This window comes from Paenibacillus sp. Y916 (genome assembly GCF_056786435.1).
On record NZ_JBXCJA010000014.1, the window covers coordinates 21,009 to 47,065 of the forward strand.

Below are 26,057 nucleotides of genomic sequence, written 5' to 3' on the forward strand. Positions count from 1 at the left end.
ACAATATGACGTGTATGATAGAAGTAACGAATTTGAAAAAGTCATTTGGAAGTTTGGATGTTCTAGAAAAGGTTAGCTTTTCAGTTCATCTTGGTGAAGTGGTTGCTGTAATAGGCCCATCTGGTTCTGGGAAAAGCACAATGTTACGTAGTCTAGTTCATCTTGAAGAGGTGACAGCTGGTAGCATTCATATACAAGGTGAGGCACTTGTTGAGAATGGGAAGTATCCGAGTGTAGCAAAGATTAAGGCTGTAACATCAGGCATGGGCATGGTGTTTCAAAGTTTTAACCTGTTTCCTCATTTAACAGTCCAAGAGAATTTGGAATTAGCTCCAAAAACACTGAAGAAGTATAGTCTTGCTGAGATTCGCTTGAGAAGCTCTGAATTGTTAAAAAAGGTTGGTCTTGCGGATAAAACAAGCGTATACCCAGCTAATCTGTCAGGGGGACAAAAGCAAAGGGTTGCCATAGCAAGAGCGATGATGATGAATCCTGAGATATTATTGTTCGACGAACCGACCTCTGCCTTAGATCCGGAACTGACGGGTGAGGTGTTACGAGTGATTAAACAATTAGCGGAAGAGAATATGACCATGATCATCGTTACGCATGAGATGAACTTTGCTCGGGATGTAGCGGATCGCGTGATCTTCATGGATAAAGGTGAGATTGCAGAAATGGGAACTCCTGAGCAAATATTTGGAAATCCGAAGTTAGAGCGAACGAAGTCATTTCTGAATAGAGTGGAGATCGAGAGTTAGATTATCAAGATGTCACGAGAATACGTGATGGACCATTCGTAAAGGATGGTCTTATTTTGCGTATATTGGGGTTGGAGTAAGTAGGGTGTTGATAGGGGAGGGAGGGGCGGAAAAGAGGCAGAGTTGAAGAGATAGAGAGGTGAAAAGTTGAAGGAAAGAGAGAGTGGAAGAGTTTGAGGAGTTTGAGGAGTTTGTATGCTCGGCTCGCCGAATAGTTGCATAACGTGTATCTATTTGAGCAGAAAGGGCGAAAGGTGAGGGAATAAATGTTAAAGTAGTAGTTAAAAATGGTGATATGGATGAAATTCGGCTTTTTGAGTAAATTAGATGTGGTTTCTACACCTAAAGTTGCCTTAAGTGGAATTAGGCTGGATTTAGATGTACTTTATGCAGCTACTAGTAAGAAAGAGTTGCAGATGGCAGACGTCCCGAAGATATGTTATGTTCAGGGAAGATTACTCGAAGTTTATCAAGAAAGGATGTATTCATCTATGATAAAAGCAATTATTTTTGATTTTGATGGTACCATTATTGATACAGAAACGGCATGGTACGTAGCTTTTCAAGAGGCATATAAGGAATATGGGGTCGATCTGTCACTGGAATTGTATTCTCAATGTATTGGTACGAATTTAAATGGATTTAATCCGTACGAGTATTTGATTACGGAGAAAAAACTTTCCATTGATGGCGACTCATTCCGAAATGCTATTCAGCTTCGGTATACGAAGCTTATGGAACAAGAAAAGATTCGTCCTGGAGTATTAGAATACCTTGAAGCAGCAAAGAACGCTGGACTTAGAATCGGGTTGGCGTCTAGTTCTTCAATGGAATGGGTAGAGAAATATTTACATCAATTAAATATTCGAGATTACTTCGAATGTATCCGTACTTCAGATCATGTTACACATGTTAAGCCTAATCCTGAGCTTTATTTGCAGACATTAGAATGTCTTCAGGTTAAACCTGATGAAGCTATCGCAATAGAGGATTCAGTGCATGGAGCACGGGCTGCCGCTGATGCAGGAATGCATTGCGTGGTCACGCCGAACCAAGTCACTAGCTTCATGGAATTCGATCCAGTATTTCATAAAGCGGATCAACTTAGTGATGTGGATTTCAATGAGCTTATTCATCATATCTTTACGAATGGTGGGTAGGGATGACACTATATGTGCAAGAAATGGGGAACAAAAATGACCCGATGCTGATTTTTTTACATGGTGGCGGAGTCAGTGGTTGGATGTGGGAAAAGCAGGTGGAGTTTTATCGAGAACATTATTATATATTAGTTCCTGACCTGCCTAGTCACGGTAAGAGTCAAGGTAAGGAATTTACAACCATCAATGATGCAGCACAGGCTATAATTGATGTGATCGAAGATAGAAATAACGGTCAGCCGATTACGGTTGTAGGGTTTTCGCTAGGTGCACAAATCGCTCTAGAAATGTTGAGTATTAGTAGTGAACTTATTCATGGGGCTATCATTATTAGTGGGCTTGTTATACCGATGAAGATGACTCGCTTCATCATCAAACCGTTAGTTCAGATATCTATGCCATTAACGAAGAATAGATCATTCTCAAAGTTACAAGCTAAGGTATTATATATCGGCGAGGAATATTTTGAATTATATTATCGAGATTCTACTTTAATGAGTATGGAATCGCTCCTTAAAATTCTTGATGAGAATATGTCGTATCATATACCAAAAGAATTTAATCGTAGCAAGACAAAGGTCTTAGTCTTGGTTGGAGCTAAAGAGAAAAGAATGATGCTGAAATCTGCCGCTATGATTTGCCAGAGCAATGAATATTGTGAAAGACAGATCATACCAAACATTGGGCACGGAATTTCGTTAGCCAATCCTGTGCTGTTCAATAATATAATGGAGTCCTGGATGAATAAAGGAATGGGTGCTATCAACCAGACTCATATTGAGAAAGAAGAAGTGGAATAAGCCCACCATTTCGCTCAAGGAATTGGATGGGCTTATTCTTTCTATATGAGGGATCGTAGAGCCGAGTACGACAGGGATCACAACTCGTCATGTTTGGAACTTAAAGTCGTTTGCGTTTGTAAAAGGTAATGAACAAACCTGAAAGGAGAAGAACGACCAGTGCAATGCCCGCTGTAAGGGCTTCTTTCACACTACCTTGTGGTTGAGTGTTCTGCTCACCAAAGCCGCCAAAACCACCCATACCATTGGGGCGGTTACCGCCCATACCTCCAGGAAATCCTTCCATACCTTCAGGTAATTCACCACCCATACCTCCAGGGAATCCTTCCATACCTTCGGGTAATTCTCCGCCCATACCAGGGAAGTCGCCTTGGGTATTCCATCCATCAGTTGCAGCTTGCCCTCCTTGATTAGCTTGTTTATCGGTCGGATCGACTTGCCCTAACTGAGCGTTAAGTTCAGTCGGAGCAGCTTGTTCGTTATTACCTGCCATAGCGGGCATATCACGACCGCCACCGCCCATACCATCACGACCACCGCCACCGCCACCCATGCCGCCACCACTTCCAGATCCATCGCCAGAAGATGCAATGGTACCGGCAAGTTGTTGGTCAATGTTGCTCACTTGTGTGTCATTAATGGATATGAGCTTCGTTACTCCGCTTTGATACTCTTCGTACGTGTAGAAGGAAGTCGGATCTTGCTCGACGTAGGATGAGATCATTGCGGAGATATCCTCAACACGTTTACTGAATGCAGAGGTAGACAAGTAACCTTCAGTTGCTGTTTGAATCATTTCGTGATACTTTTCCTTGTACTCGTCGATAGCAAGTAGCTTGGAAACCAAAGGTCGTTCAGCTAAGGCTCCTTGTGTAGGTTCGTCAATCAGCAGATTTGAGCTACCTAATCCTGCAAATGCCATATTATAGTCCCAAGGCAGAATGGAGAAAACACCTTTATTTTCATACAAATAATAATTTTGTTTAAGACCACCTATATAGCTATCTGTATTATTAGTTAGTACATTAAGAGCTATATATCCTAAAGCATCATCAACGTTCAGAACCTTCTCATAATTTGTACCGTTGTTCAGCTCGTCCAACATATCAATAAGAATGTCTTTGTTGGATGATTCAGATTTCAGAGCGAGTCCAGTATAGGATTCTATTTTATCGTCAATCCAGAGAAGGTCGCTCCCGGTGCCAGTCATCTCACCTTTATACAATGCTCCATACGAGTTCCCAAAGTTCGATTTAAGATATTGCTCATCTACTTGCTGTACGGCTAAATAGAACCCCCATAGTTCATCGTTCACATAAATATTCACAAATGAATATCCGGGTGTCGGAAGTCCCATTTCTTCTGCTAGCTCATAAGTCAGGTATTCTCGCATATAACTCGCGTCGCTGTAGTTATTGTTCAAGTTTATTTTACTGATCCCGAAGAGGGTTTGGCTCGATAAGTATTCGTCAAAAGATAGCTTAAAGCTATATCGATCCGAATCCGTCATACTGACAACACTTCGCAAACTAAGGTTTCCTTTCGTACGTATGCCAACATTGTCTAAATGCACCCCGTTATAATCAATAGAAGCAGTCATCATTTCTTCAGCTGAAGCGTTGTCTAACATATTTTGAAAATCTTCTTCATCTAAAGTGATCCTAACATCGATGACTTCATTTTTTGGGAATACTTTCGTAGCTCTTTCCTCATCTGCCTTTGAGTTTTTGGTAGTACTTGCACCTTCGGAATCTTCTATGCTTGCAGTAGGTACAGCTGCTTCACATCCTACCATGGCTATTATGATGGAGATGGAACAGATGCATAGAATAAGCTTTACCATTTTTGCTGTCATCTTGTTATCACCATCCCATCTTTATGATACATAGTCGCCGCTATAGCTAATAAGTACGGCATTCTTAACTCCAATAATTCCCGATAGCTGGTTGACAAAGCTTCCTTCTTTATCATCTAGTCGAAGTTCTAATGTCATTTCTATGTTTCCAGGAGTTACTGTTTTTTGTTTCACATTAAATCGTTTAACGGTTGTATTTAGTTGTTTATGAACAGCTAGTTCACTTACGTCTCCATCACAGTTTACTACGAGTAAGTATGGGGTTTCGATAGATGTCCTTTTGATAAATAGGAACATGACCAAGCCGATAATAATCGAACCAATAGCTGCGAGAGTGAAGAATCCAGCACCGCATACGATACCGACAGAGGCAGCCCAAAAAAGGAAGATTAGATCGGTAGGGTCTTTGATAGGTGTTCTAAAGCGAACTATGGAGAGTGCTCCGACCATACCTAGAGATAGTACTAAGTTAGAATTAATTGCAATAATGATCATAGAAGTTACCAAGCTCATCCCGATGAGGGATACGTTAAAACTTTTGGAATATAGAACACCACTGAATACTCGCTTGTAAAGAAGATATATGAAGAAACCTATTAGAAATGAAACTGCCATCGTGATCAAAATTTTGGAGATGCTGATGTCAGATACAAAGTTATCTGTCACCGATTTCTTAAGTATATCTGAAAAATTTGTAGTGGAGTCTGTCGTTGCCGCAGCCGTTGTAGTTGTTGTAGCACTCATTATTAATAATCCTCCCAAGAGTTCGTTTTTAGAAATTTACGACACATGACGTATTTTGAAGCAGATTGTCTAGTTAATCCCTCAAGCTGTAAAGCGATTCTGATATAATCAGGAATATACTCATCGTATTTCACTTCTAGAATAATCAGATTATCGTCAATCGCACTTATGCAATGCAGGTTTGCGTCGAACATATTAACGGAATGAAGGCCGGTCCTAAGTTCTTTATCAAAAGTAATCCGAACATTCCCATTCACACATACAAAGGGTTCACGCACATAGTCAACAATAACTTTAGGTCGTAGCAAATGGTTCTTCATTTCATTATGCAGTTCAATAAGTAAAGGCTTGTCTGACTGACTTAACACTTCATATTGACCAGATATTAGTTCGTCAGCCAATTTTCTAGTGAGTGGTTCTTTGATTTTAGCTATATAATCTCTGAATTTGATTTTTTTCTCGAAATGAATGACTTGATCACTATTATTGTAAATCCGAATCCGATACTTGAAGCGGTCTCGAACTCCCCCTAATTTTTCATGTAGCGCTTTGTTATTAATATCATCGAAGTATAAACTTCGAATCGCATACTCGCCATTGGGTCCAACATGATCATCTTGCTCTACTAGGTTCTTTAATCTTTGACGGATAAGGTGATACTGATGCTGATTAATGAAAAATTTTAGTTCATTTCGATATTTGAGATTCATATTTTAATCACACCTCTTTTCTTCGTTGCCATTGAAATCATTGTAGCGTCCTAATCTGATTTTTCTCTGAGTGTAAACTGAATGTTAACTGAACATTTCACGTAGAGTTTACATAACTTGATTAGAAAGAGCTGTAATAATTGACTTTGTGTGTGTTAGAACGGTATCGTATCGTAATAAGCGAATGACGGGGCCGTCGTGAAGATGAAGTACATCGGAGGTGCGTAGTGAGGATGCAAAAGGAAATTGTGTGGTTAGGCTTGATCGTTCTGGTGATCATAGCCATTGTCATAGGTCTAGAATGGGTGAAAGAGGAACAAACTGTGAAACCGAAGTCGTTGGTGATGACGATGAAGGATGATGCGCATACAAGCCGTGCATTCACATGGTATACAATAAAATCAGATATGGATTCGGTGCTACAGTTGATTGAGGGTACTGAAGGAAGTTTTGATGGTAATCATGTCATTGAAATTTCAGGAACTACAACAACTATGGATACAGGGATTCATGGAAATCAAGGTGTTCACAAAGCTGAGGCAACTGATCTTGATCCAGGGACAACATATACCTATCGTGTAGGAAGCGGGAAGGACAAAGAGTGGAGTGAACCCGCAAACTTTACAACGGAAGAGAAAGATCTGAACGAGTTCACTTTTATCAATGTTGCAGACTCTCAAGGTGTAACAGAAGCGGACTTTGAACACTGGGGCAAGACATTAGATAAAGCATTTGAGATATTCCCGAATGCGAGATTTATCGTTCATAATGGTGATTTAACGGAAGATCCTGAGGATGAGATTGCATGGGATCATTTTTTTGATAAAGCTACCGAGTGGTTAACGCAAGTGCCATTCATGCCTGTCACTGGGAATCATGAAGAGATAGATGATATGGCAGATCGGTATACGGCCCATTTCAACTTACCGGATAACGGAGCGAAGAACTCAATTGAGGGAACAACTTACTCGTTTGATTACGGTTCAGCACATATTATCGTCTTAAATACGGAATCAAATATTAAAAAGCAAACGAAGTGGTTAGAACAAGTTCTTGCAGGTACGGATAAACCGTGGAAGATTGTAGCTATGCACAGGGGCGCATACGGTGGTAATGCCAATGAGAAAGTAAAAGATTGGGTATCGATCTTTGATAAATACAAAGTGGATCTTGTATTACAAGGTCATAATCACGAATATTCACGTTCTTATCCTTTGCGAGAGGGTGCAATCGTCGGTGATGGCAGTAACGTTGTAAACAATCGTGAAGGGACTGTGTATGTCGTTCCGAATACAGCAGGACAAAAGTTCAATGAGAAGAAGGAAGATCAATTCTATCATCAGGTTCATTTTCAAAATGGGAAACAGATGTTTGCTGGAGTTAAGATCGTAGGCGACACCCTAACGTTTCAGGCCTACGATGTTGTTGGAGAGAAGTTGGACGAGTTGGTTATACAACATTGAGCATGTATATGAATTAGCGGGAATTACTATTTGCGAATTATCAAACCCCAGTGTACAACGAGTTGCGTAGAGTAGGTACAGGTCATAACGGAAATTTGGAAGGATATTATCACAGGGGCATCCCGCTAAGCTCCATCATAAGGAAAGATGCTTCATATATGAAAGTCGCTAGATTAAGATGGAATAGCTGCAGATATAGTACTTACTCGGAAGAAAAGAGTGGGTAACGGTGAAATAGTTGCAGAAAGGGCAGTTAAAACAGGGGGAATAGTGAGAAAAGATGATTTTCCAGTAATTAGATGCCCTTTATGCAACTAAATGTAGTGATAGGGGAATATTTCCGAATTTAAGTGTACTTTATGCATCTGTTGGTGATAGGCGGAGATAGTTGTGAAGGGAATGTAAATAACTCATTCGCCAAGGGCGCCGCAAGGCGCCTTTCTTAAGCTTGACAAAAACAAACTACTTCACTATTATCTAATTTAACTATTATCTAATTAGATTATCACTAAATTAGATGAAATGAGGTATTTAGACGATGCAACTTGATAAATTAGTACGTTATCATAAAGCACTTGCAGATCCAACTAGAATAAAGCTTCTCATCATACTTGCCGATGGTGAATGTAATGGTCAAGTATTAGCTGAGAAGCTTAGTGTTACTCCAGCTACGATAACCCATCATGCTAATAAGTTGCGTGAAGCTAGTCTGATCAAAGAGCGTAGAGATAAGAACACGATTTACTTTTCCTTAGATGATTATTTCATCCACAGTAATTCAAAAGCTATCATCGATGTCATCTACCGAAATACAAGAACAAATGAAGATAATGGAGGCATAGACTCTATGGAAGATTCCCATAAGAAATTACAAGAATCAGTCATAAATAACTTTTTTACGTCAGAAGGAAAAATAAAACAGATACCTGCTCAATTGAAGAAGAAGTTAATCGTTCTTGAGCATCTAGTGAGTCAGTTAGAGAGCGGAAGAAAGTATACTGAGAAGGAAATTAATCTCTTCATTAAACCATTCCACGAAGACTTCGCAACAATTCGTCGGGAGTTCATTATGCACCAATTCATGTATAGGGAAAATGAGATTTATGAACTGAATCCGCGAGAGATGTGGGCAAGATGGGACAGCTTGTAGTAAGATGAAGAGAATATAATAGGAAGTTCAAACAGTCATCTTTTGAACATGTATTTCATATGGAATGGAGAGAATTATAAATGACGAAACAACGATCACCATTGGTACAATTATTGAATCTAGAACCGCATGTTGAAGGTGGTTGGTACAAGGAAATCTGGAAAGCGTCGTATGAAATCCCAAAGGCTGTATTAGGTTCACAATATTCGGGTGCTAGGGCTGCCGCAAGCTCCGTTTATTTCCTACTACATCCAGGTGAAGAATCTGCATGGCATGTCGTGCTATCGGATGAATTATGGTTATATCATTCTGGAAGTCCGATCGAACTGACATTGGGTGGAAAGAGTGACAATCCAGAAGCGGGCGAGAAAATCATTCTTGGTATGGATATTGAGAAGGGACAAGTTCCTCAGGCATTAGTACCGGCTGGTGTATGGCAGACTACGAGAACATTTGGCGATGAGCCAACATTGGTTACTTGTGTAGTCGCTCCAGCTTTTCATTATGATGATTTCAAACTCGTAGAATCATCGAAGTAAGAGGAGCATCCTCTAAGGAATTGGATAATATCCGGGGGAGCGATGACGATTGGAATTATATTTTAAAGACAAATTTTTCAGCTCAGGTGTTTCAGATATAATGAATAATGATGGAGAAGTGGTAGGCAAGATTGACTTGAAGTCGGCCTTCACTTCTTCATTAGAAGTATTTGATAACTACGGACAGATCGTCTGTATGGGGAAGTTTCGTATGTTATTAAATAAATGGGTCATATCTGATGGAAGAGATGGAGAGTTAGGCGTGCTTCGTAGACGAATGAGTTTCCTTACGAAGAAATACGAATATGATGCTGGAAGACGAGGAGTCTTTGAGATCACGTCGCCGGCATTTTCGAAAGAATATAGTATTCAGAGTAGTCATGGTGAGTTCGTAGCTTCTTTTGCTAGAATAAATAGTTGGTTACAAACAGGAGCCTTTCGTTTGCTCAATGAGTCCAAAGATTTAGATAGTTATGAGTTGGTAGCGATTGTTATGGGTGTACATGAGATCCAGAAGAGGGATCAACATAATTAAGTAAGGAGGAAACCTCAATTGGGACAAGTTAACTCACCTATAGGGGTGTTTTTTGATGTGGATGACACGCTCTACGACCATCTGGATCCGCTTCGATTTGCACTGCAGCATGTGCTTACTTTGGGAGAGGATTTCCCTTATGAAACGGTGTATCATCGAGTCAGATATTATAGTGATCTTCTAACGGAGCGTAATCGAGATGTGAATGCTGAAGATGGTGCCCACATACTCGAGGAAATGCGAAGCCAGCGATATATTCTCGCACTTGAAGAGTTTGGGATATCACTTAATAGGGAACAGGCAGAGGCAATCCAGGCACAGTATCTGGGGAAACAATTTGAGATTCAGCCGTTTGCAGGGGCCATTGAATTAATCAAGCATCTGCAGCGTAATGATGTTGTCGTTGGGTTAATTACGAATGGACCTTTAGAACATCAAATGGGCAAAATAAGATCTTTATCATTGGATCATATCATTCCAGCGGATCATATATTTGTGTCAGGTGGTGTGGGCATTGATAAGCCAGATCCACGGTTATTCGCCCATGTGAATAACGTTACAGGAACGACTGCGGAGCATAGTTATTATATCGGTGATACGTGGCGTAACGATGTTGTCGGTGCGATGAATGCAGGATGGAATATGCTGTGGTTCAATCATCGGAATACGCAACCAGAGTCTGATCATATCCCCGATTATATTGTAGGGAACTACGAAGAGATTAGTCGGATTTTATTAAAATAAGCATATAAAAAGGAATCGCTGCTCTCAATGGCTCGATTCCTTTTGTGTTTATTATGGAGTTGTGTGCGTTTCTGTTGTAGTGTGGGCAATGTTTGGACGACAGGATTGATTCCCATCCAAGATCCACGCATAAGCTCTGGATTGATCTTCCCTTGTTTCTCCAGTTTGAGTCGAATTTTCTTAGCTTTACTGGTTGACATGTGTACATTCCTCCTTGGAATTGACTTAACTTCTATTATACGTGATATTCATTGTTATTTAAAGGTGGGTACTATAGGACTCGTAGATCAAGATATAGGAGGAATACTCCTACGGAAAGATTGATTCAGTACTTCTGATAATACGAGACCCAAGGCGATGGATCCAGCGAGTAGGAAGGCTTGAACACCGAACTGAACGGCAGCGGTATAATCATTCTCCACGACACTGCGCATAGCATTATAAGCGAGTCCACCTGGAACCAATGGAATAATGCCTGAGATGCTAAAAATAATTACTGGCATTTTATAAAACTTCGCAAACATCTGGCTAACGATGCCAACCAGGAAAGTGGCTACAAGTGCAGCCAACACATCATCAGTATATCCCAGCAACAAAGTATAGATCATCCAACTTAGTGTGCCAACAAGTCCGCACTGAAGTAGGGATCTGTGGGGGGCGTTGAAGAGAACCGCAAAGGCGGCAGAAGCAATGAAACTGGTAACTATTTGTACCAACATATTGATCAGACCTCTTTCAATGGAGAATAGTGAAAACGACAGCCACACCTGTTCCAATAGCAAAAGCAGTTAGGAACGCCTCAGCACCTCTAGATAGCCCGGAAATAAGATGCCCCGCCATTAAATCGCGTATTGCATTCGTGATAAGTAGACCTGGAACCAGTGGCATGACGGAACCGATAATGATCTTATTCACTGATTGTCCAAATCCTACTGAGGTCAGTAAGAAAGAGACGATTCCAATTAGGAAAGCTGCGATCAATTCGGCGAAAAATTTCACCTTTACTAAGCGGTGTAAATAGATAAAGGTGCTATAACCTAATCCGCCACAAAGCATAGCAGGGACGAAATCAGACCATGTACCTTGGAACATGATGGTGAAGCAAGCACTCGCAATCGAAGCTGCGGCAATTTGGAATGCTATGGAATAGGCGTGAGCCTCTTTGTCAATCTTGCAGAGCATGCTATGTGCTTCTTGAATGGAGAGTTCCCCGTTGCTTAGTTGTCTTGAAATGCCGTTCACTGCATTCACTTTCTGAAGGTCGGTTGTCCGTTCTACGATTCGGATCAGCTTGGCTGATTCAGCGCCATTGGGTTGAAAGATAATTCCGGTTGGCATCACAAAAGTATGTGAGTCTAGAAGATGAAATGAAGATGCAATTCGCGACATCGTATCTTCTACGCGATAAGTTTCAGCCCCACTTTGTAACATTATTTTCCCAGCTAACAGACAAACTTCAACGACTTCGTGAATGGGTTGTTCTACTCTTATTTCCAAGGCGATCATCTCCCTCGTCATGCTATTCATAAGCGATTATCGCATTCAATCTATAAAGACAAAGTCATTATATCATGTGGGAAATATAATGGAGAACATGGGAAGGAAAAGTTGCTGTTTTTTATTATTTATTTGGTGCTGAGGTTTTATTCTTCTAAAGGTTATTAAATAGGCTTTACAACGATACAGTCATAGTGTACTATTTGTCTATAACAGTAACACTGAAGAAGGGAGATTAACTTATTGTGAGTATTGAATTTGACAATAATCAGCCGATCTATTTGCAAATCATGAATTACATCAAAAGACAAATCGTAACAGGTTCATTAAAGGCTGGCGACAAAATAATATCGGTTCGAGAATTAGCAGCTGAATTACAAATTAATCCGAATACGATTCAGCGGACCTTTCAGGAGCTAGAGCGAGAAGAGATTGTTGAGACGAGACGTGGTCTCGGAAGATACGTGACAAATGAAGAATCTAAAATTATGGAGATGAAGAAGGAAATGGCGGGAGATTTGCTAGAGCGATTTATCAAAGGCATGCAGGAACTTGGATTTGCTAATCAAGATATCGTGTCTATCGTATCCGAGGCGGTAACGACAGGTTCTGGATCAGTCCCAGACCAAGAGAGAGGAGTGAACGAGCGTGAATAATTTATTGCAAATAAATGATGTAACGAAGAAGTATGGATCGAAACGTGCTTTGAATGATGTGTCCCTTGAAATCGGAACAGGGAAGATTGTAGGTCTTCTTGGAAGTAATGGAAGCGGGAAGAGTACGCTCATGAAGATGATTTCTGGGTTGTTGCAGCCATCTAAAGGAACGATATCTGTAGCAGGAACGTCTGTGGGGTTGAGCAGCAAAGGATTAGTATCCTTCATGCCAGATCGACCGTTGACGGAATCATGGATGAAGGTCCGAGATGCCCTTTCCTTTTTCCAAGATTTCTATGAAGATTTCGATCGTTCGAAAGCACTTGAAATGCTTCAATTCATGAAACTGAATGAAAGTGACCGTGTCAGTGTGTTGTCCAAAGGGATGAGTGAACGATTACAACTTACACTGGCTTTATCACGTAAAGCACGTCTTTATTTGCTGGATGAGCCGATTGGTGGAGTAGACCCAGTTGCACGAGGCAAGATATTGGATGCGATTGTAGAGTACTACAATGAGGATAGTAGTCTTATTATATCCACCCACCTTGTGCGTGATATTGAGCGAATCTTTGATGAAGTGATCTTTATCCGTGAAGGAGAGATTGTGATGCAAGAAGAAGTGGAGAATATACGAATTAAATATGGAAAAAGCGTTGATGACATGTTTAAAGAGGTGTATGCAGAATGATGAAATTGTTGAAATATGACTTTAAGCGAAATGGAAGCAGGTTACTAGGAGTTATGGCTGTACTTATTCTAGTGCAGGTATCGATAATGCTATTTATTGATAATAAAATGATATTAACAGGGCTCACTATTTCTGCTTATATTATCGCCGGAGTGATTCTGTTTATAACACCGATCCAAACCTTTAGTTATAATCTCAAAGCCTACCACCGTAAATTATTGCCTGTGTACACGTTAAAGTCCATTCTATCGCCTATTGTGATGTGTGGGGTATGTTTATTGGTATTAAGTCTCATGGCGGGCATTCATGGATATGTATATCTGTCGGGTTACGGAGCGATAGATAGCATCATGGATCAAATTAAAATGTATCCCTTAGAAACGGTAATGACTCTGTTCAGTACGGTTTGGATGATTATTAATATATTGATTACTATTTTCTTATCTATCACCATTGCTGCTAGTATCCGTATGAAGGGTAGCACTTGGATAGGAATTTTATTCTTTTTTCTTATTATAAATGGGCTATCTTGGATAGAATCATTGTTTACTAGAGAATCTGATTGGGGCATATTCCAAGCGTTCGCACTTCAAACGGAACCTCTAGAGAATGGTGTATCCACCAGTATGAATCTTAAATCAATGTATGTTTCAGGCAACTTCATAGGAATGTTCATCTTTGAGTTAGTATGTTCCGTTGCCTTTCTGTATATTATGGTGAAACTCATTGATCGAAAAGTAGAAGTGTAATAACAAACAGCCTCGAACGCGGTATTAGCTCGCGTTCGAGGCTGTTGTATTTGTTTCACATTATTTAGTTATACCTTAAAAGCGTCTGTACTTTCCTTTAAGCTCGTTGAAGCATTCTTTAAAGTGTGGGTTAGATCATATAATTGATCGGATATTTCGTTCTGACCTTGTGAAACTTCACTTACAAGTTGCATACGTGAATTTACCTCAGAGGATGAGGTGGATAATGTTTCGACCGAATCAACAATATTGCTCATGCTCGTGGAAATCTCACCAATGGCCAACGTAATTTCACTAACTTGACCAGCTAGAATAGAACTTTGTGATTCTAACTCTTGGAATGTGGTGCTAGACTTTTCAGAAATAACTTTCGTTTCCTGAATAACATTTGAGAAGGTAGTTAGACTTTGTCCACAAGAGGTCATATTCGAATGGATAAGCACTAGATCTGTATTAATCTCCTCAGAAAGTGATTTGGTATTCTCCGATAGTTTACGAATTTCATCAGCAACAACAGCAAATCCTCTTCCATGTTCACCCGCTCTAGCTGCTTCAATCGAGGCATTCAAGGACAATAGATTGGTCTGGGTATTTACATTTTGAATGCCGGACAGGGTCTGTTCGATATGGTTATATCGTTCTGACATCGTATCGAATACTTCCATGAGCTGGTCGAACTCATTACTTGTGCGATCCACTAATTTAACAACTTCATTCATATGCTTGACGCCAACATGTGAAGAATCCTTCATCAATTGCATATTGTCATTAATATATTCACTAGATGCCGTGATTTGCTGAGAACTAGCAGATACTTGCTCGGTTACTGCAGATATAGATGTGGTCTCGTCCAGTTGAGATAAAAGTACGGGTGCACTATTATCAATCTCTTTCTTGACCGTAACAGACGCTTCTTTGTTGTTTTCGGCAATGCCTTCCATACGTTGGGATATATCCATGACATTGTTGCTAATGTCGAGGGTAGATTGAATAGTCATCCGAAGATTAGCTCCCATGACAGCGAGCTTCTGATCTATCGTACCAAATTCATCACCACGATTTAAATTTTCTTCATAAGTGAAATCACTATTTTGATAGGAGTCAATACGCTTCATGATGCCTGATAACCCTTTTCGAATTCTAGTAATAAAGTTCATAATCATCAAGAATGGTGCAATGATAAGAATTGCACTGCTAACAAATATGGCTATGTTGGCTCGAGATACACTTTGGCTTAGACTAGCCTGATTTTCTCGTAATACTTCCTGGAATTTCTCGTTTATCATGGTCTTACTATAAGATAAAACAGATGTGTAGGTATTCATGACTTTCTGTTTCAATATGCTTCGATCGAAGTCCGTTATGTCATCTGTGATCTGCGGCTGAACATCAGTCAAGGTATCATAGACCATATTTAAAACATTAACATAACCCGCAAACGTTTGTTTCGTCAAATTCAAATACTTATCAAATTCGTTGAATTGTAAAGTTAGCGCTTCGATATCCTTAGGTAGCTTATCGATATCTTCCAATAGACTTGCTCGATTATCTCTGTTTCCTGTCTCTAGCATATCGATCATCCATATGAGATCCCGTTGCATTGTATCAGCTACTTCTACGTAACCTTGTTCTTGCTCGATTGCATACTGTGAATCTTTAATGCTGTCTGATACCGCTCGGTTCGATATAATATTGCTAGCTCCTGAGCCAATACTTACAAGTGTTACGACGATTAGCATCAGGATGAGTTGCTGGGTAATCGTTTGATTCTTTCGATAATTCTTGATAGTCTTCAAAAGCTTCTGCATGTGTTTCTCTCCCTTGTATATGTCTATTTAAGTATTATCGGTATAAAAACAAAAAAAATTAAATTTAATATATCTCAATATATGGCCTAAATCCTATAAGAAGGATGGATAGTGTTAATTGGGTGAGAGGGATGGTAGGTGATCCGTACTATGTAGTCATATTCCTGTCCAATTTCTCATATATTTGGAGAAGGATTATATTGTCGTGAGGGAGGGTTATGTGATGAAGGAAAAGGAATGCATAGCCATGTTACTAGCAGGAGGCGAGGGTAAACGCTTAGGTAAATTAACTAGAAAAATAGCAAAGCCTGCCGTGTTCTTTGGTGGCAAGTATCGTATTATCGATTTCACGCTCAGTAATTGTACGAATTCAGGTATTGATACGGTTGGCGTATTAACACAGTATCATCCTCAAGTATTGAATCATTACATTGGCATTGGTAAACCGTGGGATTTAGATCGTAAAGAAGGCGGAGTCTCGATTTTACCTCCATTTATTAAGCGAAAAGGTGGTGATTGGTACAAAGGAACCGCAGATGCTATATATCAGAACATCGATTATATTGAACAATACAATCCTGAATATGTACTAATTATATCGGGTGACCATATTTACAAAATGGATTATGAACGAATGCTCCATTTTCACAAAGAACAAAAGGCTGATGCGACGATCGCAGTCATTGAAGTCGAATGGAAAGATGTGAACCGTTTCGGAATTCTAAGTGTGGATGAAAAGTATAAAGTGACTCATTTTCAAGAGAAACCAAAGGATAGTACAAGCAATCTCGCTTCAATGGGTGTATATATGTATACATGGAAGACGTTGAAACAATACTTGAAGGATGATGCCGTTGATTCGCAATCTAGTCATGATTTCGGAAAAGACATTATTCCTACGATGTTAGAAGATGGTATACAGTTGTCAGCCTATCCTTTCGAGGGATACTGGAAAGATGTAGGGACGATTGAGAGCCTCTGGGAAGCAAATATGGACTTATTGGATGATGAGACTAGTCTAAGACTAGATGATCGTAAATGGCGTATTTACTCTCTGAATCCGAATCAACCTCCCCAATATATCGCAGAGTCCGCGAACATTGTTAATTCTCTTGTAAATGAAGGTTGCATTGTATTTGGAGAAGTGAAACACTCTGTCTTGTTCTATGGTGTTGAGATTGGAGCGGGGAGTGTGATCACTGATTCCGTTATTATGCCTTATGCAAAGATTGGTGAGAATGTAACGATCTACAAAGCGATTGTGGGTGAAGGATCCGTCATTGGGGATGGAAGTATCGTAGGATCACCTGATTCAGCTGAGGTTACGCTTGTAGGTAATCACGAATCAATCCCTTCCGAATTATTACCTAAGAAGGAGCAGATGTCGACATGAAGAATGTTATGGGAATCATCAATATGGTGAATGAGACAGATCAGTTGGAAGAACTTACGTATCATCGAAATATCGGATCAGTTCCGTTTGCTGGTCGCTATCGTCTTATTGATTTCATTCTATCAAGCATGGTTAACTCTGGCATTACAAATGTAGGCATATTTACACATACGAAATATCGCTCATTAATGGATCATCTAGGGTCAGGGAAGGAATGGGATTTAGATCGTAAAAGATCGGGGTTGTTCATTCTTCCTCCTATGAAGGAAGGACTGGAAGGTTCCATTGGAGACCTTCACGCATTAAATGCCCACAGAGATTATTTACATCGAAGTAGCGAGGAATATGTGTTAATCGCACGAAGCTACATGGTATGTAATATCGACTTCAACGGATTACAGGAATTCCACAATAGTACTGGAGCAGACATCACCGTAGTATATAAAGATACGAGTGATGTCGATTCATTCTCCACACGTATTGGAATGGATGATAAAGGTCGAGTGACGTCAATCTGGGAGCCGAATGCATCACCGCATGGTGATAAGGTATCCATGGAGATGTTCTTCCTTAAGAAAAGTCTACTGCTAGATTTAATAGAAGCATCCCTAGCCGAAGGTCATCATAGCTTTATGAAAGATGCGATTCGTGCCAATATGGGTCGACTGAATATTTATGGGTATTCCCACCCTGGGTATCTAGGAGTTATCAATACATTGAATAGCTATTACAAGCACAGTATGAATCTGCTGAATGCGAATGTATGGAGAGAGTTATTCTTTACGCCGGGACTTATATATACGAAGATAAAAGATGAACCTCCAACGCGACATTTAGCTTGCAGTCGCACAAGTAATTCCATGGTGGCCAATGGATGTGTGATTGAAGGTACTGTTGAGAACTCTATTCTATTCCGAGGGGTCCATGTGCGTAAAGGTGCGACTGTAAGAAATAGCATCGTGATGCAGAATGGTATGATCCATGAGAACAGCTCCATCGAACAGGCTATTATTGATAAGGATGTCATCATCAAAGCAGATAGAACCTTAATAGGGCATGAGCGTGCGCCATTTGTTGCTGTGAAAAGGAAAGTTATTTAATAAGAAATCATGAAGCCACATACTTAAAGATGGTACCGTCTTTAAGTGTGTGGTTTCACTGTCGCTAGAATTAACTAGACCGCTCATATAATAAACTTGGAGGATTGTCTTTTAGAAGGACTATTACTTGGTATACTAGAGGTAAGGAACAATAATAGTTTAACAGGAGGATTATAAATGAAAATCATGCCTTTGGAACAACGTGGAATTTCGACCAGTCGACTTGTGCTTGGATGTATGCCGTTTGGAGGTGGGTGGAATCAGGAGCCTATCACACAAGATCATATTCTGAACGCTGAGAAAGCGATAGAAGCTGCGCTCGCCATTGGAGTGACTATGTTTGATCATGCAGATATTTATACGATGGGAAAAGCGGAAGAAACCTTCGGTCGAATATTGAAAAGCAGAGCGGGACTGCGTGAGCAGATCGTTATTCAATCGAAGTGTGGTATCCGACTTGGAGATGCTGATACGACAGAACAGTTCGACTTTTCTAAGGATCATATCTTGAATGCAGTTGATGGTTCACTTAAGAGACTAGGAATTGAATACCTAGATGTATTGTTATTGCATCGTCCAGATCCATTAATGGAACCTGAAGAGGTAGCGGAAGCATTAGGAAAGTTAAAAGCGAGTGGTAAAGTACGTTATTTCGGAGTTTCCAATATGAGCGTTGCTCAAATTAAATTTCTACAGCAAAGTTTGCCTGATCAGCTAGCAGTAAATCAGCTTGAAATGAGCTTGGCTCGTCTGGATTGGATTGACCAAAGCGTATTTGTGAATCAGAAAGCCGGGGCATCTACGAATTTCTCCGAAGGGCTGATGGAATTCTGTCAATTGGAGAAGATACAGATTCAATCATGGGGACCACTTGCACAAGGTAGATTCTCAGGAAGATCCCTAGAGAACGAGCCGGAACGAATTCGCATTACCGCTAAACTGGTTAAGCAAATGGCAAACGATAAAGAAACGACAATGGAGGCTATCGTACTCGGTTGGCTTATGAGACATCCCGCAATGATTCAGCCTGTGTTAGGTACGGCGAACGAGGCACGAATTAAGGCTTGCCAAGATGCTGAGAGGCAGGCGGAACTTATGACTCGGGAAGAATGGTACAAGCTCTATCATAGTGCGAGAGAGCATCAAACCAAATAATATCGTAAGAAATACCGGATCATCTAGATTAGTGGCTATCCATTATATTCATCGGATTTAACTCCACGTCTATATGAAGCTTCTGAGGATCGAGATTTGCTATATATCAGCAACTTAGAAAGTTCTTGCTAGAGAGATCAAGGCTGTAATTGTGATCACATTCAATAAGGTCGAGATTAATACGGTTTGTGCGGCGAAATCGGGTTCGTTATGATACTCTTCAGCCAGAATGGATGAGTTGACACCTGTTGGCATACCTGAAGCGATGAGTAATGCTTGTGCAGGAATTCCTTGTATCCCTAGGGTGAATACAAGGAAACAACCCACTGCGGGTCCGATCAGAAGGCGCACGAATACACTCACATAAACGTCTAGTCGATACAAGTGTAACGGATATTTCACGATTTGTGCTCCAAGTGTTAGCAACGCGATAGCGACCATAGATTGCTGTGCATAGGTTAGCGGTTGTGAGATAAAGACTGGAAGAGGAGCCTTCAGCGCACGAAGAAGCAACCCGATACCTAATGCGTAGGGGACAGGCATTTTGAGAAAACCAATCAATACACTTCTGTAGTTCCCCTTAAGCTTCGCCCCTTGGATAGAGAGAACACCATATGTAAAGGTTAATAAACTCTGAAGTGACATGATGAACGCTTGAATGGAAGCGGCTAATGGGTCACCTTTAAATACTAATGCATTGATCGGCATCCCGTAGTTCCCCGAATTATCCAGCATAATACTATTATTGAATGCAGCCTTCATCCCTTTGCTAAGCTTCATAAAACGGGATAGTAGTGAGCCTATCAAGTAGAGGATAAGTACATATAGTGCGTAGAATAGCGTGATTGTTCCCAGTAGCTCTCCTGAAATATCGGAGTGATACATGCTCATAAAAACGGCAGCAGGTGTAATGCAATAAAAGTTTATTTTGGCTAACGTATATAGGTCTAGACGGAATACACGTTGCATCCAAGACCCAATTCCAATGAGTACGAATACGGGTAATACGACTTCTAGCATGATGTCAGCAATCATAAGTTCAACTTCCTTTGTGAGAGATGGATAAATCAAAGTAACTTTCTCATTATAGCATTCTTTGAGATTATGACTACGAATAATAACTACCCTATGTAGTAGGGTCCCCGCTTACCTTTACTATTCCGAAATCTAAAACTAACAGTGATATTTAGAAATTGTATGAATGATATATTATGCTATTCTGTTTTTGTGTAATTAGAAAAAAAAGTGATAAAGTGATTAAATAATATAATGCACTTTAAATCTTTTTTTTAAATTTATGAAGTGAGGAATAAATCATTGGGGATATTATCAAATCTTAATGGAGATTTTACACCGTAACTTTCACATTAAATGACGATTCCTCAGTTCGTTTGTACAGAGCTGAGGAATTTTGTTATGCAGTTCGTCGATATCCTTTATGATATTTCATATTGAAAAATAATTTAAGGCTGATATAATGAGTTTCAAGTTGATAGTACGACTATCAACTGAATGATTCTAAGAAACAGAGGATATCTATGATGAATTTAAAAAACAAAAGAAAGAACGAGCAAGATCAACAGAAAGAACAGCGAAAGGAAGAGGTGATTCAGGCTGCAATTGCCGTGTTCAAAGTAAACGGAATCGAAAATACGAAAATGACTGAGATTGCCCAACAGGCTGAGGTTGGAGTTGCTTCTGTTTATCGTTATTTCAAGACCAAACCAGAGCTTGTGATTGAAGTCGGTATAAGAAACTGGGAGAGCATCATCACTACCTTTTTTGAGAATTTTAATCAAACGGAGTATACAGCGCTTAAGGGGATTCAAAGGGTTGAATTATTGTTAGAGGTATTCTTAACGCTTTACCAGAACCATAAGGACTTTCTGAGATTTATTGAAGAGTTTGATCATTACATTATGAAAGAAAAGATCTCACCCGATCGATTAGAAATATATGAGAAAACCATATTGAATTTGAAACCTTTCATGATTGAAGCAATGGAAAAGGGTAAAAAGGAAGGAAGTATCAAACCTTCTGTTCATAACGAAGAATTTTACATGACCTTAACCCATACACTGATCAGCTTGTGTCAGAAATTAATTTCGAGGAACTCGATACTGAATAGTGATCAGGATATTGAAGGAGAATTGCAAGTGAAACTCGTGATCGGTATGGCAATAAACTACATAAGCTACTAAACTCGATGCCTAACGATTGCCGAATAAATAAGAAGAGGTGTAGCAATGGATAAAAAATCTTTACCCTATATTATTGGACTTCCCAATTTAGGTGTAGGACTGTTGTGGGCAATGAACATGACTTTAATTCCCATGCTAGTAGCTACGTTTGACGTGAGTAATACAAAGGCTGGTTTTCTGATCACGATGGGTTCTTTTACCGGAATTTTTGTTCAGTACATAGCCGGAGTCTTAAGTGATAGATCTAAATTTAAAATGGGTAGACGAAAGCCATTCATGCTGATGGGGGCGGTTGTTACAACGATATCCATGTGTTTTTTACCCTTTGCACCTAGTTACTGGTCTTTATTTGCTATCGCTTTTATATTCTATTTCAGTTTGAATTTCTATCAAGGTCCCTATTATTCATTGATTCCGGAGACGGTAAAAGAGAGTCAACTGGGGCTTGCTAACGGATTCTCCAAGGTAGTTAGTGTACTGGGTGGTGCGTTTATCTTTATTATTGGCCCTAAGCTGTGGGATAACACAAGCTCATTCAATCAGAATCATAGCTTCCCTTTCATTGTAAGCGCTTTTCTTGGGATACTAACCGTCGTGATTACATTGCTTCTAATTAAGGAGAAACCTGCTAACACGGAACGTAAAGTTACGAAATTAGCTTTTGACTTCTATAAATATCCTTCAGCCATGAAATTGTTTGCGGCTATTTTTTTCATTTATCTTGGATATGGAAGTATAACCCCTTACTTTGTTAAATACTGCATCCAACATTTAAACTTAACTGCGGATACCGCAAGTTTCTCTCTACTATTGCTTACGATAACAGGCGCTTTGTTCGCGTACCCTTTAGGTGTTCTATCCGATAAAATGAAGAGGACAACGGTGATGCTTCTCGGAGTTATTATATTTGTAATTGCGATGTTTGCAGCTATCTTTGTTACGGGGGCATCCGGACTCTACGTAGTAATGTCTGTTATAGGAATCGGGTTTATTGCCATTCAGGTAACCGCTTATGCCATTCTAGCAGAAGTGGTTCCACGGGATCGTTTAGGTGAGTTCATGGGGATTTTCAATTTCTTCGTATCCATTTCGCAATTTATTGCCGGTCTTTTAATGGGTGTTTTACTGGATTCTATCGGATATAAGATTTTCTTCCCATTGGCAGGGTTCTGGATTGTGATTGCAGTATGTATTCTTTTAACTAGTAAAATTGAGAAACCGATAGAGAAAAGTATGTATATTGGATAGGAGTGATATGGCAGATGGAAGATATTGATTTGAAGAAGGAGTTTTTCTTTTCAGGGAATGAAACGGGTTGTCTCTTGATACATGGGTTCACCTCAACACCTGCAGAGATCAGAGAGCTTGGCGAACAGCTCCACAAAGTAGGATATACCGTTCTTGGAGTTCTATTGTCTGGACATGGAACCGTCATAGAGGATATGGAAAATTGTAAATATACAGATTGGATCGAGTCTGTTGCAGAGGGTTATGCTAGGCTACAAGGAATCTGTACCACCATACATGTAATCGGTCACTCTATGGGTGGGGTATTGGCTCTTAATCTAGCAGGTAACTACGAGGTGAACAAAGTAGTGGCTCTTGCGCCAGCCTTAGTTAATAGGGACCCGAAGGCAAAGTATGCTGGCCTAGCCAAGTATTTCATGAAGTATAGCGAATGGGTAGAGAGGGAACGACGAGAAGAAGAGACAAAACACTTATTAGGTTATAGCAAAATACCAGTAAGAAGTGTAGACGAATTAAACAAATTACAACGTATCACGAAAAAGTCATTAAAAAAAATTACACAACCTATATTGATCATTCATGCCAAGCAAGATAACACGATTCATCAAAAAGGGATTGATATATTAGCCAATGGTGTCTCGTCAAAGGAAATTAAAAAGACTTATTTAGATCATTGCGGTCACAACATCACCATAGAATGCGAGAAGGATAAAGTGTTTAAAGAGGTTATTGATTTTTTGAAAGGTGCTTAAGATTACGAAGATTATAAGGCGCTTATTGATTGCGTTATGGAGCAGGGGATTGAATTTGTGAATCCTTTCCTCTAACCATAGTACAGCATACATGAGTCCTCATCTCGTTGAAAGTGGAGCATAATCCGAAACAAGCCACATGAAAGTATATACTCCATGTGGCTTGGTACTGTCTATGCTATTAACTCTGCACACCCTCACGTTTTTGAAAGAAGCTCTTCAATGCTTGATATACCTCGCCCTTCTCCTTAATAACATAATACATAAATTGCTCGACTTTTATATTGCGATAGGCAGACATCAATGTACTGCTTCGATTGTATTGATTCACTTCTCCATAACCGAATACATTACTTACTTTGAGTAACTCTCCGATTAGCTTGACACAACGATCATTGTCGGATGATAAATTATCTCCATCTGAGAAGTGAAAAGGATAAATATTGAATTTAGAAGGAGGATATCGTTGATCAATAATTTCGAGTGCTTTCTGGTAGGCTGATGAACAGATGGTACCGCCACTTTCACCGCGTGTGAAGAACTCATTCTCCGTAACTTCTTTGGCTTCTGTATGATGTGCGATGAACACAATCTCAACCCTTTCATACTGCTTACGTAAGAATCGATTCATCCAGAAGAAGAAGCTCCGAGCACAATATTTCTCGAAAGAACCCATAGATCCAGAAGTATCCATCATCGCTATGATGACTGCATTGGATTCAGGTACTACAATGTCATCCCATGTTTTATACCTTAAGTCATCTGGATTTATATTATGAATGCCAGGATTTCCAGTTGTAGCATTTCTGCGTAAATTTTCTAGAATCGTTCTTTTTTTATCGAGATTAGACATCATACCTTTTTTGCGAACATCATTAAATACAATCTTGTGGGTCTCGACCTGCTCTTTATCTTTCTGTTGTAAGTTGGGAAGTGCTAATTCTTCAAAAAGCATATTCTCAATTTCTTCAATGCTGATCTCCGCATCAACGGTATCTAGCCCTGGCTGGTCACCTGCTTTATCTCCTTTGCCAGGCTTCTGTACAGGATCGCGACCGAGTATATCTCCAACCTGGCTTTCTCCATCACCCTGTCCAATGTGTTTTTGTTTCTGATAATTATAAATAAAGCGATATTCATCCAAGCTGCGGATTGGAACTTTGATGATCTGTTTGCCATCGGACATAATAATATTCTCTTCAGTAATGAGATCGGGCAAGTTTTGTTTAATGACATCCCGCACTTTTTGTTGATGTCGGACTTGGTCTTGATAGCCTTTTCGATGTAGAGACCAGTCTTCGCGGGAAACGACGAACGAATAAGGTTGGTGTGACATTGACATGACGGAGCACCTCCCACTGCAATATGCGGTAAGTATAGTTGTTAGTAAGTATATTCACTGAAAGGTATGATATGTGCAAAAACGACTTCCCTGATCTTTGGTAGACCAGTGAAGTCGTCTTTTGGATTACCTCTATTGAGGTTTCTTGGAATACATGATACCGATGGTTTGCGGTCCACAATGGCAAGAAACGACACAGCCTGCGGTGGCAAGTGCTACCTTAGCATTCGTATGCTGTTGAAGACTGGCTTGGACACGAAGGGCATCTTCTTCTGCTAAAGAATGAACGACGAAAATGAGATCCTGATCCATAAGGTCTTTCTTATTAAGGGCATTTTGTAATAGCAGATCCACAGCTTTATCACGTTTTCCGCGAATCCGATCAGATGGAGTCATTTTACCCTCTGACACTTTAATAATAGGACGAATCTTTAGAAGGCTACCGATGAGGTTCTGCATACCAGAGCAGCGCCCACCTTTGTATAGGTATTCGAGCGTATCTACAACGAACTCGGCTTCTATTTCAGGTCTTACAGCTTCCAAAAGTGTGACGATTTCCTCTAATGAGCTTCCAGATTCAGCAGCGTGAACGGCTTTCATAACTAAAAGTCCAATGGAAGAAGATAAGTTCAAAGAATCGAAGACAGTAATCTGGTCTGCTGGGAATTCATCAGCAGCAATGATTGCATTCTGATAAGTTGCAGAAAGCTCTGAAGAAAGACTGATGAATAGAATCTGATCACCTTGCTCTATGTAGGGAGTGAATGCAGCAATAAAGTCAGCAGGTGATGGGGCGGCCGTTTTAGGTAGGATTCCATTCACAGATACCTTCTGGTAGAGATCAGCAGGGGTAATCTCTAAGCCATCTTTCAATGACTGTTGTTCAAAAACAACATATAATGGCACGATGCCAATATTGAATTGTTCAATCCAAGAGGCAGGTAAATCACTAGTACTATCTGCAAAAATTTTAATATTTGGCATGTGATTCTCCCTTGTTATAT

27 protein-coding genes are annotated in these 26,057 nt (G+C 40.0%); 17 read left to right on the forward strand and 10 right to left on the reverse strand.

Annotated elements, in window-relative coordinates:
- The first annotated feature begins 5 nt into the window (after window positions 1-5).
- The 3 genes from AC1TO9_RS21270 (at window position 6) to AC1TO9_RS21280 (ending at window position 2,721) form a co-directional block, all read left to right on the forward strand.
- Window positions 6-761, forward strand: coding sequence for an amino acid ABC transporter ATP-binding protein (locus tag AC1TO9_RS21270; RefSeq protein ID WP_482060456.1), 756 nt, complete (start codon window positions 6-8; stop codon window positions 759-761).
- A 299-nt stretch (window positions 762-1,060) separates the two neighbouring features.
- Window positions 1,061-1,921 (forward strand): HAD family hydrolase, encoded by an 861-nt coding sequence (locus AC1TO9_RS21275; protein WP_482060457.1) that lies wholly within the window; start codon window positions 1,061-1,063, stop codon window positions 1,919-1,921.
- Window positions 1,922-1,923: 2 nt separating this feature from the next.
- A complete protein-coding gene (locus AC1TO9_RS21280) occupies window positions 1,924-2,721 on the forward strand; it encodes an alpha/beta fold hydrolase (RefSeq protein WP_482060458.1) in 798 nt (265 codons plus the stop codon).
- A 100-nt stretch (window positions 2,722-2,821) separates the two neighbouring features.
- Here AC1TO9_RS21280 and AC1TO9_RS21285 read toward each other — a convergent pair whose 3' ends face one another.
- The 3 genes from AC1TO9_RS21285 to AC1TO9_RS21295 are packed head-to-tail and all read right to left on the reverse strand — an operon-like array spanning window position 2,822 to window position 6,030.
- Window positions 2,822-4,576, reverse strand: coding sequence for a CotH kinase family protein (locus AC1TO9_RS21285; protein ID WP_482060459.1), 1,755 nt, complete (start codon window positions 4,574-4,576; stop codon window positions 2,822-2,824).
- Window positions 4,577-4,597: 21 nt separating this feature from the next.
- On the reverse strand, window positions 4,598-5,320 hold the full coding sequence (locus AC1TO9_RS21290) for a DUF4956 domain-containing protein (RefSeq protein ID WP_482060460.1): 723 nt from the start codon (window positions 5,318-5,320) through the stop codon (window positions 4,598-4,600).
- A 2-nt stretch (window positions 5,321-5,322) separates the two neighbouring features.
- Complete coding sequence (locus AC1TO9_RS21295; RefSeq protein ID WP_482054429.1) at window positions 5,323-6,030, reverse strand: polyphosphate polymerase domain-containing protein; 708 nt, start codon at window positions 6,028-6,030, stop codon at window positions 5,323-5,325.
- A 233-nt stretch (window positions 6,031-6,263) separates the two neighbouring features.
- Between AC1TO9_RS21295 and AC1TO9_RS21300 the strand changes: the two genes are divergently transcribed.
- The 5 genes from AC1TO9_RS21300 to AC1TO9_RS21320 all read left to right on the forward strand — a co-directional run bounded on the left by AC1TO9_RS21300 (window position 6,264) and on the right by AC1TO9_RS21320 (window position 10,461).
- Entirely contained in the window at window positions 6,264-7,493 is a 1,230-nt protein-coding gene (locus AC1TO9_RS21300; RefSeq protein ID WP_482054428.1) for a purple acid phosphatase family protein, read from the forward strand.
- Window positions 7,494-8,031: 538 nt separating this feature from the next.
- The gene (locus AC1TO9_RS21305; RefSeq protein ID WP_482054427.1) at window positions 8,032-8,643 is read left to right on the forward strand and encodes a DUF2087 domain-containing protein; all 612 of its coding nucleotides are present in this window, start codon (window positions 8,032-8,034) and stop codon (window positions 8,641-8,643) included.
- 80 nt (window positions 8,644-8,723) lie between these two features.
- On the forward strand, window positions 8,724-9,182 hold the full coding sequence (locus AC1TO9_RS21310) for a cupin domain-containing protein (protein ID WP_482060461.1): 459 nt from the start codon (window positions 8,724-8,726) through the stop codon (window positions 9,180-9,182).
- 49 nt (window positions 9,183-9,231) lie between these two features.
- Window positions 9,232-9,717: a hypothetical protein gene (locus tag AC1TO9_RS21315; RefSeq protein ID WP_482060462.1), complete on the forward strand. Its 486-nt coding sequence runs from the start codon at window positions 9,232-9,234 to the stop codon at window positions 9,715-9,717.
- An 18-nt stretch (window positions 9,718-9,735) separates the two neighbouring features.
- Window positions 9,736-10,461, forward strand: coding sequence for an HAD family hydrolase (locus AC1TO9_RS21320; RefSeq protein WP_482060463.1), 726 nt, complete (start codon window positions 9,736-9,738; stop codon window positions 10,459-10,461).
- On the opposite strand, the gene AC1TO9_RS21325 is transcribed toward AC1TO9_RS21320, so the two are convergent.
- The 3 genes from AC1TO9_RS21325 to AC1TO9_RS21335 all read right to left on the reverse strand — a co-directional run bounded on the left by AC1TO9_RS21325 (window position 10,428) and on the right by AC1TO9_RS21335 (window position 11,958).
- Window positions 10,428-10,661, reverse strand: coding sequence for a hypothetical protein (locus AC1TO9_RS21325; RefSeq protein ID WP_482054423.1), 234 nt, complete (start codon window positions 10,659-10,661; stop codon window positions 10,428-10,430). The genes AC1TO9_RS21320 and AC1TO9_RS21325 overlap by 34 nt on opposite strands.
- Before the next feature lie 87 nt (window positions 10,662-10,748).
- Window positions 10,749-11,180 carry a threonine/serine exporter family protein gene (locus AC1TO9_RS21330; RefSeq protein WP_482060464.1) on the reverse strand — a complete coding sequence of 144 codons (432 nt, stop codon included), beginning with the start codon at window positions 11,178-11,180 and terminating at the stop codon, window positions 10,749-10,751.
- Window positions 11,181-11,196: 16 nt separating this feature from the next.
- Window positions 11,197-11,958, reverse strand: a complete 762-nt coding sequence (locus tag AC1TO9_RS21335) for a threonine/serine exporter family protein (RefSeq protein WP_482060465.1) — start codon at window positions 11,956-11,958, stop codon at window positions 11,197-11,199.
- A gap of 245 nt (window positions 11,959-12,203) precedes the next feature.
- Here AC1TO9_RS21335 and AC1TO9_RS21340 point away from each other — a divergent pair, with 245 nt between their 5' ends.
- The 3 genes from AC1TO9_RS21340 to AC1TO9_RS21350 are packed head-to-tail and all read left to right on the forward strand — an operon-like array spanning window position 12,204 to window position 14,054.
- Window positions 12,204-12,614 (forward strand): GntR family transcriptional regulator, encoded by a 411-nt coding sequence (locus AC1TO9_RS21340; protein ID WP_482060466.1) that lies wholly within the window; start codon window positions 12,204-12,206, stop codon window positions 12,612-12,614.
- Window positions 12,607-13,305: an ABC transporter ATP-binding protein gene (locus AC1TO9_RS21345; protein WP_482054419.1), complete on the forward strand. Its 699-nt coding sequence runs from the start codon at window positions 12,607-12,609 to the stop codon at window positions 13,303-13,305. The genes AC1TO9_RS21340 and AC1TO9_RS21345 overlap by 8 nt, the downstream gene beginning before the upstream one ends.
- Window positions 13,302-14,054, forward strand: coding sequence for a hypothetical protein (locus AC1TO9_RS21350; protein WP_482054418.1), 753 nt, complete (start codon window positions 13,302-13,304; stop codon window positions 14,052-14,054). The genes AC1TO9_RS21345 and AC1TO9_RS21350 overlap by 4 nt, the downstream gene beginning before the upstream one ends.
- A gap of 68 nt (window positions 14,055-14,122) precedes the next feature.
- On the opposite strand, the gene AC1TO9_RS21355 is transcribed toward AC1TO9_RS21350, so the two are convergent.
- Window positions 14,123-15,862: a methyl-accepting chemotaxis protein gene (locus AC1TO9_RS21355; protein ID WP_482060467.1), complete on the reverse strand. Its 1,740-nt coding sequence runs from the start codon at window positions 15,860-15,862 to the stop codon at window positions 14,123-14,125.
- A gap of 223 nt (window positions 15,863-16,085) precedes the next feature.
- Here AC1TO9_RS21355 and AC1TO9_RS21360 point away from each other — a divergent pair, with 223 nt between their 5' ends.
- The 3 genes from AC1TO9_RS21360 (at window position 16,086) to AC1TO9_RS21370 (ending at window position 19,510) form a co-directional block, all read left to right on the forward strand.
- The gene (locus AC1TO9_RS21360; protein WP_482054416.1) at window positions 16,086-17,255 is read left to right on the forward strand and encodes a glucose-1-phosphate adenylyltransferase; all 1,170 of its coding nucleotides are present in this window, start codon (window positions 16,086-16,088) and stop codon (window positions 17,253-17,255) included.
- Window positions 17,252-18,355, forward strand: coding sequence for a glucose-1-phosphate adenylyltransferase subunit GlgD (gene glgD / locus AC1TO9_RS21365; RefSeq protein ID WP_482054415.1), 1,104 nt, complete (start codon window positions 17,252-17,254; stop codon window positions 18,353-18,355). Before AC1TO9_RS21360 ends, glgD begins: the two co-directional genes overlap by 4 nt.
- A 177-nt stretch (window positions 18,356-18,532) precedes the next feature.
- Window positions 18,533-19,510, forward strand: coding sequence for an aldo/keto reductase (locus AC1TO9_RS21370; RefSeq protein WP_482054414.1), 978 nt, complete (start codon window positions 18,533-18,535; stop codon window positions 19,508-19,510).
- A gap of 114 nt (window positions 19,511-19,624) precedes the next feature.
- Here AC1TO9_RS21370 and AC1TO9_RS21375 read toward each other — a convergent pair whose 3' ends face one another.
- A complete protein-coding gene (locus AC1TO9_RS21375) occupies window positions 19,625-20,545 on the reverse strand; it encodes an AEC family transporter (protein WP_482060468.1) in 921 nt (306 codons plus the stop codon).
- Between the two features lie 503 nt (window positions 20,546-21,048).
- Between AC1TO9_RS21375 and AC1TO9_RS21380 the strand changes: the two genes are divergently transcribed.
- Genes AC1TO9_RS21380 through AC1TO9_RS21390 form a run of 3 tightly spaced genes read left to right on the forward strand, consistent with a single transcriptional unit; the run spans window position 21,049 to window position 23,711 of the window.
- Window positions 21,049-21,711, forward strand: a complete 663-nt coding sequence (locus AC1TO9_RS21380) for a TetR/AcrR family transcriptional regulator (RefSeq protein WP_482054412.1) — start codon at window positions 21,049-21,051, stop codon at window positions 21,709-21,711.
- A gap of 45 nt (window positions 21,712-21,756) precedes the next feature.
- Window positions 21,757-22,959 (forward strand): MFS transporter, encoded by a 1,203-nt coding sequence (locus tag AC1TO9_RS21385; protein ID WP_482060469.1) that lies wholly within the window; start codon window positions 21,757-21,759, stop codon window positions 22,957-22,959.
- Window positions 22,960-22,973: 14 nt separating this feature from the next.
- Complete coding sequence (locus AC1TO9_RS21390) at window positions 22,974-23,711, forward strand: alpha/beta hydrolase (RefSeq protein WP_482060470.1); 738 nt, start codon at window positions 22,974-22,976, stop codon at window positions 23,709-23,711.
- Between the two features lie 181 nt (window positions 23,712-23,892).
- Here AC1TO9_RS21390 and yhbH read toward each other — a convergent pair whose 3' ends face one another.
- Entirely contained in the window at window positions 23,893-25,053 is a 1,161-nt protein-coding gene (gene yhbH, locus AC1TO9_RS21395) for a sporulation protein YhbH (protein ID WP_482054409.1), read from the reverse strand.
- Between the two features lie 132 nt (window positions 25,054-25,185).
- Window positions 25,186-26,037, reverse strand: a complete 852-nt coding sequence (locus AC1TO9_RS21400; RefSeq protein WP_482060471.1) for a DegV family protein — start codon at window positions 26,035-26,037, stop codon at window positions 25,186-25,188.
- Between the last annotated feature and the right edge of the window lie 20 nt (window positions 26,038-26,057).